16 protein-coding genes are annotated in these 15,489 nt (G+C 71.6%); 9 read left to right on the top strand and 7 right to left on the bottom strand.

Annotated elements, in window-relative coordinates; translation table 11 throughout:
• The first annotated feature begins 397 nt into the window (after nt 1-397).
• From arc to N8J89_RS27650, 4 genes are all read left to right on the top strand, one after another.
• Nucleotides 398-2,188, top strand: coding sequence for a proteasome ATPase (gene arc / locus N8J89_RS27665; protein ID WP_283659938.1), 1,791 nt, complete (start codon nt 398-400; stop codon nt 2,186-2,188).
• 81 nt (nt 2,189-2,269) lie between these two features.
• Nucleotides 2,270-2,929 (top strand): hypothetical protein, encoded by a 660-nt coding sequence (locus tag N8J89_RS27660; RefSeq protein WP_283659937.1) that lies wholly within the window; start codon nt 2,270-2,272, stop codon nt 2,927-2,929.
• Nucleotides 2,930-3,184: 255 nt separating this feature from the next.
• Nucleotides 3,185-3,910: an ABC transporter ATP-binding protein gene (locus N8J89_RS27655; RefSeq protein ID WP_502868503.1), complete on the top strand. Its 726-nt coding sequence runs from the start codon at nt 3,185-3,187 to the stop codon at nt 3,908-3,910.
• 2 nt (nt 3,911-3,912) lie between these two features.
• Nucleotides 3,913-6,441, top strand: coding sequence for an FtsX-like permease family protein (locus N8J89_RS27650; RefSeq protein WP_283659935.1), 2,529 nt, complete (start codon nt 3,913-3,915; stop codon nt 6,439-6,441).
• A 22-nt stretch (nt 6,442-6,463) separates the two neighbouring features.
• Here N8J89_RS27650 and N8J89_RS27645 read toward each other — a convergent pair whose 3' ends face one another.
• Genes N8J89_RS27645 through N8J89_RS27635 form a run of 3 tightly spaced genes read right to left on the bottom strand, consistent with a single transcriptional unit; the run spans nt 6,464 to nt 8,660 of the window.
• Nucleotides 6,464-7,111 carry a response regulator gene (locus N8J89_RS27645; protein WP_283659934.1) on the bottom strand — a complete coding sequence of 216 codons (648 nt, stop codon included), beginning with the start codon at nt 7,109-7,111 and terminating at the stop codon, nt 6,464-6,466.
• On the bottom strand, nt 7,108-8,163 hold the full coding sequence (locus tag N8J89_RS27640) for a sensor histidine kinase (protein WP_283659933.1): 1,056 nt from the start codon (nt 8,161-8,163) through the stop codon (nt 7,108-7,110). The genes N8J89_RS27645 and N8J89_RS27640 overlap by 4 nt, the downstream gene beginning before the upstream one ends.
• A 29-nt stretch (nt 8,164-8,192) precedes the next feature.
• Nucleotides 8,193-8,660: a hypothetical protein gene (locus N8J89_RS27635; protein WP_283659932.1), complete on the bottom strand. Its 468-nt coding sequence runs from the start codon at nt 8,658-8,660 to the stop codon at nt 8,193-8,195.
• A gap of 95 nt (nt 8,661-8,755) precedes the next feature.
• Between N8J89_RS27635 and N8J89_RS27630 the strand changes: the two genes are divergently transcribed.
• On the top strand, nt 8,756-9,517 hold the full coding sequence (locus N8J89_RS27630) for an MBL fold metallo-hydrolase (protein WP_283659931.1): 762 nt from the start codon (nt 8,756-8,758) through the stop codon (nt 9,515-9,517).
• Here N8J89_RS27630 and N8J89_RS27625 read toward each other — a convergent pair.
• On the bottom strand, nt 9,490-9,930 hold the full coding sequence (locus N8J89_RS27625; protein WP_283659930.1) for a VOC family protein: 441 nt from the start codon (nt 9,928-9,930) through the stop codon (nt 9,490-9,492). The two genes, N8J89_RS27630 and N8J89_RS27625, sit on opposite strands and share 28 nt — an antisense overlap.
• Complete coding sequence (locus tag N8J89_RS27620) at nt 9,927-10,283, bottom strand: PadR family transcriptional regulator (RefSeq protein ID WP_283659929.1); 357 nt, start codon at nt 10,281-10,283, stop codon at nt 9,927-9,929. Before N8J89_RS27620 ends, N8J89_RS27625 begins: the two co-directional genes overlap by 4 nt.
• A 60-nt stretch (nt 10,284-10,343) precedes the next feature.
• Between N8J89_RS27620 and N8J89_RS27615 the strand changes: the two genes are divergently transcribed.
• Both N8J89_RS27615 and N8J89_RS27610 read left to right on the top strand, forming a co-directional pair.
• The gene (locus N8J89_RS27615; RefSeq protein ID WP_349497405.1) at nt 10,344-10,733 is read left to right on the top strand and encodes a VOC family protein; all 390 of its coding nucleotides are present in this window, start codon (nt 10,344-10,346) and stop codon (nt 10,731-10,733) included.
• A gap of 36 nt (nt 10,734-10,769) precedes the next feature.
• Nucleotides 10,770-11,342 carry a TetR/AcrR family transcriptional regulator gene (locus tag N8J89_RS27610; RefSeq protein ID WP_283659927.1) on the top strand — a complete coding sequence of 191 codons (573 nt, stop codon included), beginning with the start codon at nt 10,770-10,772 and terminating at the stop codon, nt 11,340-11,342.
• Here the strand turns inward: N8J89_RS27610 and N8J89_RS27605 are convergent.
• Nucleotides 11,299-11,913, bottom strand: a complete 615-nt coding sequence (locus N8J89_RS27605; protein WP_283659926.1) for a TetR/AcrR family transcriptional regulator C-terminal domain-containing protein — start codon at nt 11,911-11,913, stop codon at nt 11,299-11,301. The two genes, N8J89_RS27610 and N8J89_RS27605, sit on opposite strands and share 44 nt — an antisense overlap.
• 168 nt (nt 11,914-12,081) lie before the next feature.
• Here N8J89_RS27605 and N8J89_RS27600 point away from each other — a divergent pair, with 168 nt between their 5' ends.
• Together N8J89_RS27600 and N8J89_RS27595 are read left to right on the top strand one after the other, a co-directional pair.
• On the top strand, nt 12,082-12,621 hold the full coding sequence (locus N8J89_RS27600) for an ester cyclase (RefSeq protein WP_283659925.1): 540 nt from the start codon (nt 12,082-12,084) through the stop codon (nt 12,619-12,621).
• Nucleotides 12,622-13,438: 817 nt separating this feature from the next.
• Nucleotides 13,439-14,215 carry an MBL fold metallo-hydrolase gene (locus tag N8J89_RS27595; protein WP_283659924.1) on the top strand — a complete coding sequence of 259 codons (777 nt, stop codon included), beginning with the start codon at nt 13,439-13,441 and terminating at the stop codon, nt 14,213-14,215.
• A 142-nt stretch (nt 14,216-14,357) separates the two neighbouring features.
• Here N8J89_RS27595 and N8J89_RS27590 read toward each other — a convergent pair whose 3' ends face one another.
• Complete coding sequence (locus tag N8J89_RS27590; RefSeq protein WP_283659923.1) at nt 14,358-15,485, bottom strand: hypothetical protein; 1,128 nt, start codon at nt 15,483-15,485, stop codon at nt 14,358-14,360.
• Nucleotides 15,486-15,489 lie beyond the last annotated feature (4 nt).

Here is a 15,489-nt window from a genome sequence, read left to right as displayed (position 1 = left end):
GCAGGCGTCCCAGATATTGGTACGCTGCGGAAAGTCCACCCGGTCGTTGCTCCGGTCCAGTTCGGGGGGTGGGAACCGGTTGCTGTGGGTAGCCGCCAGGCTGTTGTCCCCAGCCAACTTGCCGGCCGGCTGGTCCCGGCTGAGGCGGTGGGACGGACATCAGGATCTCCTATGGGTACCGCTCGCGCCGCCGGCCCGCCCATTCGGGCGCTGACCGACCTCTACTCGACGCACCGTAGTGGGTGCACCGGTAGTCCTTACACCGAGATGGAGCAGTTCGACCGGCCGAGTGGGCGGTTGTGACCTTCCGCCACGCCCGGTTGCCATGTAGAACAACGTTGTTGTCGGTGATCGCCGGTACCGTGAACGGACAGAGCACGGGAGGAGGGGTGCCGACATGCAGCACGATCGTCCCGGCAGCCAGCCCGACGAGGGTGGCGAGCGGATCAGCGGTGGCACGGCCGCTGAACTCAGTGCACAGATTCGGTTCCTTGAGGACGAGCTGGCCCTGGTACGCCGAAAGCTCGCCGAGTCTCCTCGGCACGCGCGGCTGCTGGAGCAGCGACTCGCCGAGGCCACAACTCGAGTGAGTCAGCTCACAGAACGCAATGCCAAGCTGGTCGAGACGCTGAAGGAAGCCCGAGGACAGCTGCTGGCCCTGCGCGAGGAGGTCGACCGCCTCGCCCAGCCGCCCAGCGGTTACGGGGTCTTCCTGGCCCGCTACGAGGACTCCACGGTGGACGTGTTCACCGCGGGTCGCCGGATGCGGGTCGCGGTGTCGCCGGCCGTCGAAGCGGAGAGCCTCCAGTTCGGTCAGAGCGTGCGCTTGAACGAGGCGCTGACCGTGGTGGAAGGCGGCACGTTCGAGCGCACCGGTGAGGTGTGCGCGCTCCGCGAGGTGCTGACCGAGGGCGAGGGCCTGGCCAGGGCGCTCATCGTCGGGCACGCCGATGAGGAGCGGGTGGTGTGGCTGGCCGAGCCCTTGCTCGAGCAGCCGCTCAAGCCCGGTGACTCCCTGCTGGTCGACTCCAAGGCCGGGTTCGCCTACGAACGGGTGCCCAAGGCCGAGGTCGAGGACCTGGTGCTGGAAGAGGTCCCCGACATCGGGTACGAGGACATCGGCGGCCTGTTCAAGCAGATCGAGCAGATCCGCGACGCGGTGGAGCTGCCGTTCCTGCACTCCGATCTTTTCCGCGAGTACGAGCTGCGCCCGCCCAAGGGCGTGCTGCTCTACGGTCCGCCCGGCTGTGGCAAGACGCTGATCGCCAAGGCCGTGGCGAACTCCCTCGCGAAGAAGGTCGCCGCCTCCCGTGGCGACACGGACGGACAGGCCAAGTCCTACTTCCTCAACATCAAGGGCCCCGAGCTGCTCAACAAGTTCGTCGGCGAGACCGAGCGGCACATCCGCTTGATCTTCCAGCGGGCCCGGGAGAAGGCATCCGAGGGCACCCCGGTGATCGTGTTCTTCGACGAGATGGACTCGATCTTCCGGACTCGTGGCAGCGGTGTCTCCTCCGACGTCGAGACCACCATCGTGCCCCAGCTCCTCAGCGAGATCGACGGCGTCGAGGGCCTGGAGAACGTGATCGTCATCGGCGCCTCCAACCGCGAGGACATGATCGACCCGGCCATCCTGCGGCCAGGGCGGCTCGATGTGAAGATCAAGATCGAGCGGCCGGACGCCGAGGCGGCCAAGGACATCTTCGCCAAGTACCTGACCGCGAACCTGCCCATCCACGAGGAGGACCTCGCGGAGTTCGGCGGCGACCGGTCCACGTGCATCCAGGCGATGATCCAGCACACGGTGGAGCGGATGTACTCCGAGACGGAGGACAACCGCTTCCTGGAGGTCACCTACGCCAACGGTGACAAGGAGATCCTGTACTTCAAGGACTTCAACTCCGGCGCGATGATCCAGAACATCGTCGACCGCGCGAAGAAGGCCGCGATCAAGGCGGTGCTCGACACCAAGCAGCCCGGTCTGCGCGTCCAGCACCTGCACGACGCCATCGTGGACGAGTTCGCCGAGAACGAGGACCTGCCCAACACGACCAACCCGGACGACTGGGCCAGGATCTCCGGCAAGAAGGGCGAGCGCATCGTCTACATCCGCACCCTGGTGACCGGCAAGAACCAGGAGTCGGGCCGGGCGATCGACACCGCCAGCAACACCGGCCAGTACCTGTAGCAAGCGGAGCAGTCAAGGCCCGGCCATCCCGCCAAGGATGGCCGGGCCTTCCGCTGTGACCGCTTTCGCTACGGTGGAACCGTGAGCGAGTCGGCCGTCTCGCCCGCGCTGCGCCAGGTGCGCGGCCGGGCCACCGCCTTGCCGGGGGGCACGATCACCTGGCGCACCTGGCAATGCCTGCTGTGGTGGAGCGGCCTGGGCGAGGGCCGGACCCGGTTCCGCGCCCGCTGGCTGCGGGAGAACCGGGAGATCATCGAGGTCGCGGCCAAGGACAACGACATCCCGCCCGAGGTGCTGGCCGGCGTCGCCTACCAGGAGGTCGGCGAGAAGCCGATGGTGCTCGACGACCTCGTCGACTGGCTGCGCCGCACCATCCCGCAACGCCTGCTCCCCGGCCGCGCGGCCGGCAACCCCGACTACACCTCCTACGGCCCGATGGCCATCCAGGTCCGGCGTGGGGCGGAGGCACTGGGCTACGACCCCGGCACGCTGACCAGGGCACAGCGGCGGGAGATCATCGCCACGCTGAAGGAACCGCGGCAGGGCATCTACGTCGCGGCCATCCACCTGGCCGGGCTGCGGCAGGAGGCCGGGTTCGCGGGGGAGTTGACCGAGGCACAGGGCGCGGAGTTGACCGCGCGGTACAACGGCGGGCCGTACTGGCGGGGGCGGCAGGCGCAGCGGTACGCGGCGCGGTACCGGGAGAGCCTGCCGGTGCTGCGGGAAGTGCTGGGCGACTGAGCGTCCGCGCGACGCGCGAGACGGCCCCGGGTTGCCTGCGCTTGCCCGTTCGTGGTCTGAACCACAGAGCCCGTAGCCGTCCCCGGGCCATCTCGGGGTAATCCCGGGGTTGCACCGGTGGCGGCCGGGGTGGCGGGCAACCAGAATCGTGGCCGGTCGCCGTCCACTTGGGACGGTCTGGGGTACGAACCGTCCCATTTGGACTCTTTGGAGGATTTCGTGACGTCAGCTCCGCCCACGCTCCGGGGCGCCGACCTGCGGGTCGCGGCTCGGACTCTCGGCCTGGTCAAGGTCTACGGCCGTGGCGAGGCCGCGGTCCGGGCGCTGGACGGGGTCGACCTGGAGATCCACGCCGGGCGGTTCACCGCGATCATGGGGCCCTCGGGCTCCGGCAAGTCGACCATGATGCACTGCCTCGCCGGGCTGGACACCGCCTCCAGCGGCTCGGTGTTCCTCGGCGAGACCGAGCTGAACACCCTGTCGGACAAGGCGTTGACCACCGTGCGCCGGGACCGGATCGGGTTCGTCTTCCAGTCCTTCAACCTGCTGCCGCAGCTGACCGCGGAGCAGAACATCCTGCTCCCGCTGGAACTGGCCGGCAAGCAGCCGGACCGCACGTGGTTCGACGAGCTGGTGGAGATCCTGGGCATCAAGGACCGGCTCACGCACCGGCCCTCGGAGATGTCCGGTGGTCAGCAGCAGCGGGTCGCGGTGGCGCGGGCGCTGGTGTCCCGGCCCGAGGTGATCTTCGCTGACGAGCCCACCGGCAACCTGGACTCGCGCAGCGGCCACGAGCTGCTCGACCTGCTGCGCCGCTCGGTGCACCAGTTCGGCCAGACCGTGGTGATGGTGACCCACGACCCGGTGGCCGCCTCCTACGCCGACCGCGTGGTGCTGCTCGCCGACGGCCGCCTGGCCGGCGAGATCTACCAGCCCACCGCGGACTCCGTGCTGGACGCGCTGCGCAAGCTGGGGGTCTGACCGTGGCGCGTTCGCCCTTGCTGCGCACCGTGATCCAGGAGATCAAGCAGCGGCCCACCCGGCTGCTGCTGACCGGCCTGGCCGTGGTGGTGGCCACCATGTTCGCGGCGGCCTCGCTGATGTTCACCGCCACCCTGCGGGTCGCGCTGATCAACACCGCCTCCACCACCCCGGAGGCGGCCGCCGCGGTCTTCACCCCGAAGACCGAGTACGACCCGAACAACCCGGACAAGCCGGGCAAGGACTTCACCGCCGAGCTCAAGGCGGTGCCGGGGGTCGACGAGGTGGCGCCGGAGGGCGCGGCCTACCTCTACAGCGCCAAGGACTCCAGCCAGCCGTGGCGGGTGGTCGCGGACACCCCCGGCGCGCTGGCCCGCGCGACCCTGCTCAGCGGCAAGCTGCCGGGCGGGGCCAACGAGGTCGCGGTCAGCGAGGCCACCGCCAAGCGGGAGGACCTCAAGGTCGGCTCCACCGTCTCGCTGATCGGCCGCGGCGGCGGTCAGCAGGCCGCGACGCTGACCGTCACCGGGCTGGTGAAGATCAAGGGCGGCGGGGACCGCACCCTGGTCGCCTCGCCCGCCACCGTGCACGGGCTGGAACCGCGCTCCTCCTGGTACACCTACGAGATCACCGCCAAGCCGGGCAGCACGCCGGAGCAGGTGGTAACCGCGATCAAGGCCAAGCTCGGCGACCAGGTGCAGCAGGTGCGCACCGGCGCGGAGCAGCGCAAGATCGACACCGACCGCCTTGGCAGCTCGGCGGACCAGATCCTGATGGTGCTCAGCGTGTTCACCGGCCTGGCCATGCTGGCTGCGGCGCTGGTGGTCTCCTCCACCTTCCGGATCGTCATCGCGCAGCGGCGGCGGCGCACCGCGCTGATGCGCTGCGTCGGCGCCTCGCGCGGACAGGTGCTGCGCGCGCTGCTGGCCGAGGCCGGGGCCTCCGGGCTGGTCGCGGGCGTGCTCGGCGCCGGGCTGGCGCTGGGTCTTGGGCACGCGGCGCTGGCGATCATCAACACCCAGGTGGAGACCCCGCTGCCCTCGTTGCAGGTCTCCTGGGTGAACCTGGCGCTGTGCGTGCTGGCCGCGACCGTGATCACGGTGATCGCCGCGGTCGGGCCCGCGGTCGCGGGCACCAAGGTGCCGCCGGTGGCGGCGCTGGGCGCGGCCAAGGTCAGCGAGGCAGGCACCGGGCGCAGCAAGGCGCGCGTGGTGTTCATGACGCTGTGCCTGCTGACCGCGGTGGGGCTGCTGTTCCTGCGGCCGGGCGGGGACAAGGGCTCGGAGCTCAACATGCTCTCCGTGGTCGCCTCCGGGGTCTTCGCCTTCGCCGCGCTGATCCTGGGCGGGCCGCTGCTGATGCCGTTGCTGGCCAGGCTGGTCGGCGCCCCGGTGCGCGCGGTCGGCAAGGTCCCTGGCCGGATCGCGGTCGGCAACGCGCTGCGGGTGCCCAAGCGGACCGCGGCCACCACCGTGGTGCTGACCATGGGCGTCGGCCTGATCGCGGCCGTGCTGGTCGGGCTCGCCTCGGCTCAGGCCGGTGCGAACGAGCGCATCGACGCCCGCTACCCGGCCAAGCTGAGCGTGGAGTCCAACGACGCCGACGGCATCGCGGACAAGACGGCCAAGGCCGTCGACGCCCTGCCGGAGACCGGGCAGGTCAGCAAGCTGCTCAGCGCTCGGGTGGCGCTGAAGGGACCTGGCGCGAGCCTCGACCAGATCTACGCCGTCGGCGTGGATGTCAGCACCTTCCCCGCCCTGACCAAGGGCAGGGTCGACCAGGGCAAGCTCACCGACCTGGGCAAGGGCAAGGCCGGGCTGTCCGAGGTCCTGGCGGTCAAGCTGGGCGCCAAGCTCGGCGACAAGCTCGGTGTCAGCGGTCCTGGCGGCGGCAAGCTGGAGGTGACCGTGGCCGCGGTCTACCGCGACGCGGGCACCCTCGGCTCGGTCTCGCTGTTCCCCGGCGACCTGACCACGGTCGAGCCCAAGGCAGCGGTCAACCAGCTGCTGGTCGACCCGGCCCCCGGCACCGATGTGGACGCGCTGCGCAAGGCCGTCGGCGTGGTCGCCACCGCCGAGGGCGGGGTGCGCATCACGGTGCCGGAGGACGAGAAGAAGGAGCTGGCCACCGCGCTGAACACGATGAGCCTGGTGGCGCTCGGCCTGGTCGGGATGACCGTGCTGGTCGCCGTGGTCGGCGTCGCGGTCACCCTGTCGCTGTCGGTGGTGGAGCGCACCCAGGAGTCCGGCCTGCTGCGGGCCATCGGCCTGTCCAGGGGCGGCCTGCGGGCCGCGCTGGCCTGGGAGGCGGTGGTCTTCGGCGCCTGCGCCGCGGTGGTCGGTCTCGGCCTGGGCGGCCTCTACGGCGGGCTGGCGGTGCAGAGCCTGGAGCTGTTCGGCTCGGTCACCGTGCCCTGGCTGCAACTGGCCGCGGTCGGCCTCGGCCTGGTGGCGCTGGCCCTGGTGGCCGCGGTGGGCCCGGCCCGCCGCTCGGCCAGGGTGAGCCCGCTGGAAGCCCTGGTCGCGGACTGATCCCCAACGCCTGCCGGGCCGGTCAGACCAGACCGGCCCGGTAGGCCAGGATCACCAGCTGCACCCGGTCGCGTGCGTCCAGCTTGGTGAGCAGGCGGCTCAGGTAGGTCTTGACCGTCAGCGGGCTGAGCACCAGCCGCGCGGCGATCTCGTGGTTGGTCAGGCCCTGTGCGACCAGGGTCAGCACCTCGGTCTCCCGCGCGGTGAGCGCGGCGAGTTCCCCTTGCCGGACAACAGGTTCCGGCGTCTCCCGGAACCGCGCGATCAACGTCGCGGTCGGCCCAGGGGACAGCAGCGACTCCCCGGCGGCGACCGTGCGGATCGCCTCCAGCAGCGCCGCGGGCTGGGTGTCCTTGACCAGGAACCCGCTGGCCCCGGCGCGCAGCGCGGCCACCACGTTGTCCCCGGTGTCGTAGGTGGTCAGCACCAGCACCCGCACCCCGGCCAGGTCCTCGTCCCCGGCGATCAGCCGGGTGGCCTCAACCCCGTCCAGCTCGGGCATCCGGATGTCCATCACCACCACATCGGCCCGGTGGTCCCTGGCCGCGCGCACCGCCTCAGTGCCGGTGGCGGCCTCGCCGACCACGGTCATGTCCGGCGCGGAGCCGACCAGCAGGGCGAAGGCGCGGCGGACCAGGGTCTGGTCGTCGGCGAGGACCACGCGGATCATGCCGCCTCCGGGATGGGCAGTTCGGCCATGACCAGGAACCCGCCCGCGGCGGGCGAACCGGTGCTGAGCGTGCCGCCGAGGGCGTGGGCCCGTTCGGCGAGCCCGGTCAGTCCCAGCCCGGCGCTGTCAGCGGTCCCGCGACCGTTGTCAGCGACGGTCAGCAGCAGGTGGCTCGGCGTGCGGGTGATCTCCACCGAGGCGCGGGTGGCGCGGGCGTGCCGGACCAGGTTGGTCAGGGCTTCCTGCACGATCCGGTAGGCCACCACGTCCAGCGCGGGCGGCAGTCCGGCGAGTTCGTCGGCGCGCAGCTCGACCTCGATGCCGGTGGCGCGCACCGGCCCGAGCAGCGCGGGCAGCCCGGCCAGTCCGGGCACCGGCAGGCGGTCGGAGGACGCTTCGACGCTCGGGCCGCGCAACGAGTCCAGGGCCGCGCGCACCTCGGCCCTGGCCCGTCCACAGGACTCGGTGATGCCGTCCAGGGTCTCCGCCAGCGCCGCCCGGTCCAGCGGCCCGGTGGTCAGCAGGTGCGCGGCCACCCCCGCCTGCACGCCGATCACGGTGATGCTGTGCGCCAGCACGTCGTGCAGGTCCCGCGCGGTGCGCAGCCGCTCCTCGGCGGCCAGCCGCGCGGCCTCGGCCCGGCGGCCGGCCCTGGCGGTCCTGGTGGCGCGCACGGCCGCGCCGAGCACCGCCGCGGCCACCAGCCAGCCGACCGGGCCGAGCAGGCCGAGGGTGATCTCCCCGTCCTGCACCAGTTCGGAGGTCACCGTGAGCAGCACCAGGACCGCGGGAGCCAGCCAGGACCAGGGGCGAGCGAGCCGTTCCGCGGCGCTGAACAGCAGGGCCATCGCCGGGACGATCAGCGCCTCGTGCGGGTAGTCCAGCCAGTGGTAGGGCAGCGCGAGCAGGCTGTGCGCGGCCAGGGCGGCCAGCGGGAACCGGGTGCGGACCAGCAGCGGCGCGCACCCGGCCAGCAACAACGGCCAGCCCAGCCCGTCCAGTGCGTGCTCGCCCGGCCAGCGCAGCGCGAGGCCGACGGCCAGCCCGGTCACGGCTAGGTTGAGCGGAACCGACCGCCAGCTCATGCCGGTTTGCGCACGAGGACAAGCGTCTGGGCCAGCACGAGCACACTGTAGGCGGTCATCAGCGCCACCCGCAGCCAGTGCGTGTCCATGATCGACTCATAGGCCGCGCCCAGCACCTCGGTGCGGCCGATCTCCTCCTGCCAGCGCGGCCACATCAGGATGCTGGTCGCCATGATCACCGCTTGCAGCCCGGCCCCGGCCAGCACGCTCGACCAGGGCAGCCGCGGGTGGCGCAGGAACAGCATGACCACGGCCAGCACCGCCGAGACCACGGCCAGCGGGATGACCAGCGCGAACACCGTGCCGGACCAGGCGTGGTGCACCGGGTCCAGCGCCACCGGGGTGAGGTGCCGCCAGGAGGCGTACTCGGCGTGCACCAGGAAGATGACGCCGGTGTTGATCGCGGCGAAGAACAGGCCCAGCGGCAGCAGGTAGGCGGCCAGGCGGGTGCGGGTGAAGTCCATGGGGCACAGCGTGTCCGGGCCGCGCGCGGATCTCGTCCGGCCGTGGCTGACAAATCGGGATACAACCAGGGGAGTACTCGGGCAGGATCTCCGGCGTGGAACTGCGCGTGCTGGGCTGCTCCGGCGGCTGGCCGGGACCGGGTGAGCCCTGCTCCGGATACCTGCTGACCGCGGCAGGCCGCCGGACCTGGCTGGACGCGGGCACCGGCACCCTGCCGGAGCTGTTGCGGCACACCGAGCTGCGCGCCCTGGACGCGGTGTGGATCACCCACCTGCACACCGACCACTGCGGCGACCTGCCTGCCGCCTTCCACGCCCTGGCCTACGGTCCGCCGGGCGGCGGGCCGCTGCCGGTGTTCGGCCCGCCCGGCCTGACCGGTCACCTGCTGACCCAGCTGGACGAGGATCCCCAAGAGCTGCACCGGTTCTTGGCCATCACGGAGCTGACTGACAACTCCGCGCACGCGGTCGGCGGGCTGCGGCTGACCGCGATCGCGGTGCAGCACGGCATGCCGGCCTTCGGGCTCCGCGCCGAGGCCGGGGGCGAGGTCCTCGGCTACACCGGGGACTCGCGCAGCTGCCCGGCGATCACCGAACTGGCCGCGGACGCGGACCTGTTCCTGTGCGAGGCGTTCCTGTCCGCACCGACCAGCCGCCCGTTCACCAGCGTGATGACCCCGGAGGACGCGGGCAGGCATGCCGAGCAGGGCCGGGCGCGGCGGCTGGTGCTCACCCACCTGCACCCGGGCACGGACCCGGAGGCGGCGCGGGCCAGGGCGGCGGGGGAGTACCGGGGGCCGGTCGAGGTGGCCCGGCCGGGCGCGGTGTTTCAGACCTCCGGCGGCGTCCGCGCGTAGATCTCCTCCGGGCTGAGCTGCTCGCGGCCGGTGGAGACCGCCCAGCGGTGGCCGAAGGGGTCCCGGAAAGCGCAGAACCGCTCGCCCCAGAACGCCTCCTGCAGCGGGATCTCCTCCGCCGCCCCGGCCCAGCGCGCCAGCCGGTACACCCGGTCCACGTCCTCGACCTCCACGTGCAGCTGCACCGGGCTGCCGCCGATGGTGGTCGGGGCCAGCGCGTCCAGCGACGGGGTCTCCTCGCTGACCAGCAGGCGGTGGTCGCCCAAAGCCAGCTCGACGAAGAGGATGGTGCCGTCGGACAGGCGGTTGCGCCACAGCTCGTGCGCGCCGAAGACCTTGGTGTAGAAGGCGATCGCCGCCTCGGTGTCCTTGACGAACAGGTGCGGGGCGAAGCCGGTGGGGCGGGTGCTCACGCGCACCGCCGGTTGGTCAGCAGGCCCGCGCGCTGGGCCGCCTCGACCAGCGCGGCGAGCAGTTCCGCCTCCTGCCGCACCGCTTCGCGGCCGAGCGCGGTGAGCTCGTAGTAGCGGCGGCGGGCGTCGTGCGGGGCCTGCGGGTCGGCGGCCTCGGTCTCGGTGACCAGCTCGTCGGCGACCAGGCGGGCCAGCGTCCGGTAGAGCGTGCCGGGGCCGAGCTTGACCGTGCCGCCGGTGGTCTCCTCGACGAAGGCCATCACGCCGTAGCCGTGCCGGGCGCCGCTGGCCAGCGCGAGCAGCACCTGGAAGGCGGCCGGGGTCAGCGGCGGCAGTGCCTTTGCGGAACTCACCTCCGCAGGATACAGTCCACCCTCGTTGTATCCACTGTGGATATATGAGAGGGGTTCGTGATGATCACTGGCGTGAGCAAGGTGGTGCTGACCGTGCGCGACTGCGACACGGCCAAGGAGTTCTGGGTGGAGCGCATGGGGTTCAGCGTGGTGACCGACGCCGCCTACGGCGAGGGCGCGCGCTGGCTGGAGGTGATGTCGCCGGACGGCGCGGTGTCGCTGGTGCTGGACGGCAAGGGTCCGCAGCACCCGGCCGACCGCGCGGTGCCCGAGGAGCTTCCGCACTCCAACGTGTTCTTCACCTGCGCGGACATCGAGCAGACCTACGCCGAGCTGACCGAGCGCGGGGTGAGCTTCCCGGATCCGCCGGTCAAGCAGCCCTGGGGCTGGTGGTCGATGTTCGAGGACCAGGACGGCACCAGGTACGCGCTCAACCAGCGCGGTGAGTGAGGCTTAACCGGATAGCTCATCAGCTAGCATCGGGTGGTGACCGACCGGAAGCCGCTGCGCGCCGACGCCGCGCGCAACCGCGAGCGGGTGCTGACCGCCGCTCGCGCGGCCATGACCGCCGGTGACCTCTCCTTGCAGCTCAACGAGCTGGCCAGGCAGGCGGGTGTTGGGGTGGGCACGGTCTACCGCAACTTCCCCACCCGCCAAGCCCTGCTGGAGGCCCTCGCTGACAACCGGTTCGAGCAGTTGCTGGCCGAGGTCGAGGCGGCCACCGCGGAGCCGGACGCCTGGACCGCGCTGACCCGCCTGGCCCGCGCCGCGGTCGCCATGGCGCTGGCCGAACCGGGCCTGGCCGAGGTGATGGTCACCGAGGAGGACGCCGGGGCCGGCACCACCGACCGCAAGCGCAGGCTGGACGCGGCCACCGGCGAGCTGCTGCGCCGCGCCAGGCAGGACGGCCGGCTCACGGCCGAGGTGGACGCCGAGGACCTGCGCCGCCTGCTCTGCGGCGTCCTGCACGCCGCCGCCAACAGCCCGGAGCCCGAGGCCGCCGCCGAGCGCTACCTCACGATCCTGCTACACGGCTTGCGGCCGCCGTCAGGCCGGTGACCAGCAGGTCCAGTCCGAAGTCGAACTCGGCCAGGTGGTCGCAGGTGGCCAGGTGCCCGGCCGCGCCGACCACGTGCGGCTGCTTGGTGGCCAGCAGCCGCGCCAGCCGCTCCTCCACCCCGCCGAGGTTCGCGCCACTGAAGGTCGGACCTGCCGAGGCCTCGCGCAGCAGGCTGCCCACCACGTAGGCCAGCACCGCGCGCATGCCGTGCACCGCGTCAGCTGCGGAGAAGCCCGCGGTGGTCAGCACGCCCAGCGCCGCGTTGGTCGGGCCCAGCGCGGCGAAGGAGTTGAGCTGGCGGGTGAGCACCAGGGCCGCGCAGTTGGGGTGACGCAGCGCGGCCTGGCGGAAGGCGTGCGCGATGGCGCGCACGTCCGGGCCCAGCTCGCCGGTCAGCGGCGGCAGCGGCAGGGTGGACAGCACGTGCTCGGCGATGGCGTTGAGCAGCGCCTCCCGGTTGTCCACGTGGTTGTACAAGCTCATCGGGTCCACGCCCAGCCGCCGGGCCAGCCCGCGCATGGCCAGCGCGTCCACCCCTTCCTCCTCGGCCATGGCGATGGCCTCGGTCACGATCGCGTCCCTGCTCAACGTGGGTGCCCCCCGCCGAGGCCGCCCTCGCCGCGGCGCACCCGCCACTCCCTCGCCACCCTCTCCACCACTCATTGGACAAAACCTACACCGTAGGTCTACCTTGTCCATATCTACACCGTAGGTTTACCCAAAGAGCGGAGCCAAGCCATGACCGCGTACGTCCTACCGCCCGAGGACGTCCTGCGCGCCAGGGAGAAGCTGGTCCTGGACCACTTCCACGACGAGGTCGCGCACCAGTGGGACGAGGTGCTGGCCACGTTCCCGCACCCGCACTACGAGCTGATCGCCTCGATGACGGTCCACGACGGCGACGCGGCCGTCCGCGGCTACTACCGCGACACCAGAACCGCCTTCCCCGACCAGGACCACGAGATCCTCGCCTTACGCCACACCGCGGACGCGGTCGTCGTCGAGTTCTGGCTAACCGGCACCCACCTGGGTCCCCTGGGCAAGATCCCCCCAACAGGCGGCCGCCACCGCACCCGCATGACCGCCTACTTCCTCTTCGACGAACACGAGAACCTGGTCACTGAACGCATCTACTTCGACCAGCTGACCGTCCTCAAACAACTCCTCGCCACCCTGAACAAGAAAAACCCCAAAGACCTCCTCACCCTGACCCGCGCCCTGCTCGGCGCGGCAAGCACCGCAGGCACACCCCCCGACCCCAGACTGCTGACAACATGAGCCCCCACCCGCCACTCACCGGACCCGGTACCGCGGCCACGCCTCCCAACCACCAACCGCCGGCATGACTCCCCACCCCCACAACCGCGCCGTCCCGCCCCGCGTCCCACTCGACGCGGCGGACAACCGCGACCAAGTCCCGCCCCAAGGCAGCCACTGTCACAAAGCCCCATCCCCCAGCCGCACCGTCCCGGTCCGCGCCTTGCCCAGCTCGCCGGTCACCACGACCACCCCCGCCAACCCCCGTCCGCTGACGCCACGAGGCCCCACCACCTCGCTGGCAGCACCCCAGCCCGCCCGGCGCTCGGCGAAGCCGGTCCCGCGGCCACATCTCGCGACCGAGGCCGCTGGCATGACTCGCCGCCACCGCAATCGCGTCATCCCGTTTCGCGCATTGCCCCGTGCGGCGGGTGTCGCGGTCACGGCCCCAGGTCGGAGGTCCCTGGCGTGAATCTGCACCGCCGCGACTGCGTGGTCACGTTGCGCCTTTCCTTTGCATGGTCGGGATTCTGGTTACGGCTGCCGGCCGGAGGTCACTGGCGCGACTCGCCGCCTTCTCAACCGTGTCGTCCCGTTCCGCGTTGTGCTCCGCCCAGCGGGCATTGCGGGCTTGGCTCCCGACCGAAGGCCGCTGGCATGAAGTCCCACCTCCGCAACCGCGTCCTCCCGTTCCGCGTTGTGTTTCGCCCAGCGGGCACCGCGGGCTTGGCTCCCGACCGAAAGTCGCTGGCATGAAGTCCCACCTCCGCAACCGCGTCCTCCTGCTCCGCGCGGCGGACAACCGCACCCACACCCCCGACCCGAGGCTGCTGACGGCATGAAGATCCATCACCTCAACTGCGGCAGCATGCACATGCGCACTCCGCTGGTCTGCCACGTCCTGCTGCTGGAAACGACCAACGGCCTGGTCCTCGTCGACACCGGCTTCGGCCTCAAGGACATCGAGGACCCGGCCGGCCGCATCGGCTTCACCCGGCGGCTCACCAAACCCGCCCTGGACCCGGCTGAGACCGCCGTTCACCAGCTGCGCGCCTTTGGGCACGCGCCGGAGGACGTACAGCACATCCTGCTCACCCACCTGGACTTCGACCACGCGGGTGGTCTGGCCGACTTCCCCAACGCCCAGGTCCACACCACCGCCGCCGAGTGGCAAGCCGCCCAACAGCCCAGTACCGCCAAGGAACGCCGCCGCTACCACCGCACCCACTGGTCACACGGCCCCAAGATCACCACTCACGAGCCCGCCGGCGACTCCTGGTTCGGCTTCCCCGCGGCCACCTCGCTGGACGACATCGCGCCGGGCCTGATCCTCATCCCGCTGCCCGGCCATACCAAGGGGCACGCGGGTTACGCGGTCAACCGGGGCGACACCTGGCTCTTCCACGCGGGTGACGCCTTCTTCCACCACAGCGCCCTCACCGCCACGGGCTGGCGTCCCACCCTGCACCGCTTCCAGGAAACCCTGCTGGCCGTGGACCGCGAACGCCTGCACCACAACAGATCTCGCCTGGCCGAGCTGCGCACCAATCCCGCGGTCGAAGTAGTCAGCGCCCACGACCCCGTGCTCTTGGCCAAGGCCCAAGCCGCCCCCTGACCCGCCCTCGTGGACGAAGCTCGCCCGCTGCGACCAACGTTGCGTGCCGCAACGGCCAACGCGGCGGCCGAGCTGCCCACCCCCGGCGGCGGAAGTGGCCAGCGCGGCCAACTCGCCGCGCTGGCTCCTCGGCTTCGTGGGGTCAGTGGGTGGTGAGGAGGGGCCAGATGTCCCGGGAGGCGTTGGCGCCCAGGGTGGGGTCGTGGTGGCCGTAGCCTTCGATGACGCGGTAGGTGACGTGGGGGTTGCCGCCGGCGCGGATGAGACCTGCGCCGTTGGGGTGGTCGCCCATGCCCTTGGTGGTGTTGAGCCACAACACCTTTGCGCGGATGTTGGCGAAGTCGAGGTGGTGCACGGAGGTGTCGCCGCACCAGATCGCGGCGGTGTCGCGGATGAAGGCGAACGGGATCACGCCGCTGCCGTAGGCGCGCAGGGCCTGGCGGTAGCGGGCCGCGGGGGTGTGGTGCAGTTCCCAGCTGTCCTCGGCCGGGTTCTCGGCGAAGGTATAGGTGCCCGCGAAATGGCTCTCGTGGTAGACGAGGCGGAACGGCAGGGCCAGGTGGGCGGTGCGGATCAGGTGGTGGTGCAGCTGGCCGCCGACGGTGAAGTTGCCGGGGTGGCCGCCGGGGCGCGGGGTCTCGGTCGGCTCGTGCTGCGGGCGGTCGTACAGGGCGAGGATGCCGGTGACGCCGTCCAGGCCGAGCCTGCCTGCCGCCAGTGCGGCCTGGAACGCGGCCACCGAGCCCTTCGCGTCGGCGATCAGCGCCGGGTCGGTGTACGGGCCGACGTTGTCCAGCACCACGATCCGGTCCAGCCGGGTGGAGGTGTCCTTGGCGGCGAAGTCCAGGGCGGTGGCCGCGCCGCCGGAGTGGCCGATCACCTCGAACGGCAGTCGCAGCACCGCGTCCACCGCCTCGACCACCCTGGCCAGGTCGGCGCTGTGCTGGCTCAGGCCCATGGCCGCGGTGGCCGCCTCGGTGGCGCTGGGCAGCGCGTCCTCCCTCGGCGTGACACCGATGACCAGGCTGCCGTGCTCGCGCAGGTGCTGGGCCAGGTTGTGCTCGCGCGGAGTGAAGAAGCTGCCGGTGAAGTTGGCCGCGCCGGAGGGCAGCAGGTAGGAGATCCGCTCCGGCGGGGTGGTGGCGTCGGCCAGGATGTCCAGCCGGACCGGGTAGGAGTCGGTGGGCACGGTGCAGCTGGTCAGGATCCAGCCCGCCCAGGCCTCGACGGTGATGTCGTCAGCGTTCAGGGCGGTCGCGAGCTCGCGCAACGGG

Source organism: Crossiella sp. CA-258035 (assembly GCF_030064675.1).
Classification (GTDB): domain Bacteria; phylum Actinomycetota; class Actinomycetes; order Mycobacteriales; family Pseudonocardiaceae; genus Crossiella.
This window is presented reverse-complemented; position numbering and strand designations above follow the sequence as displayed.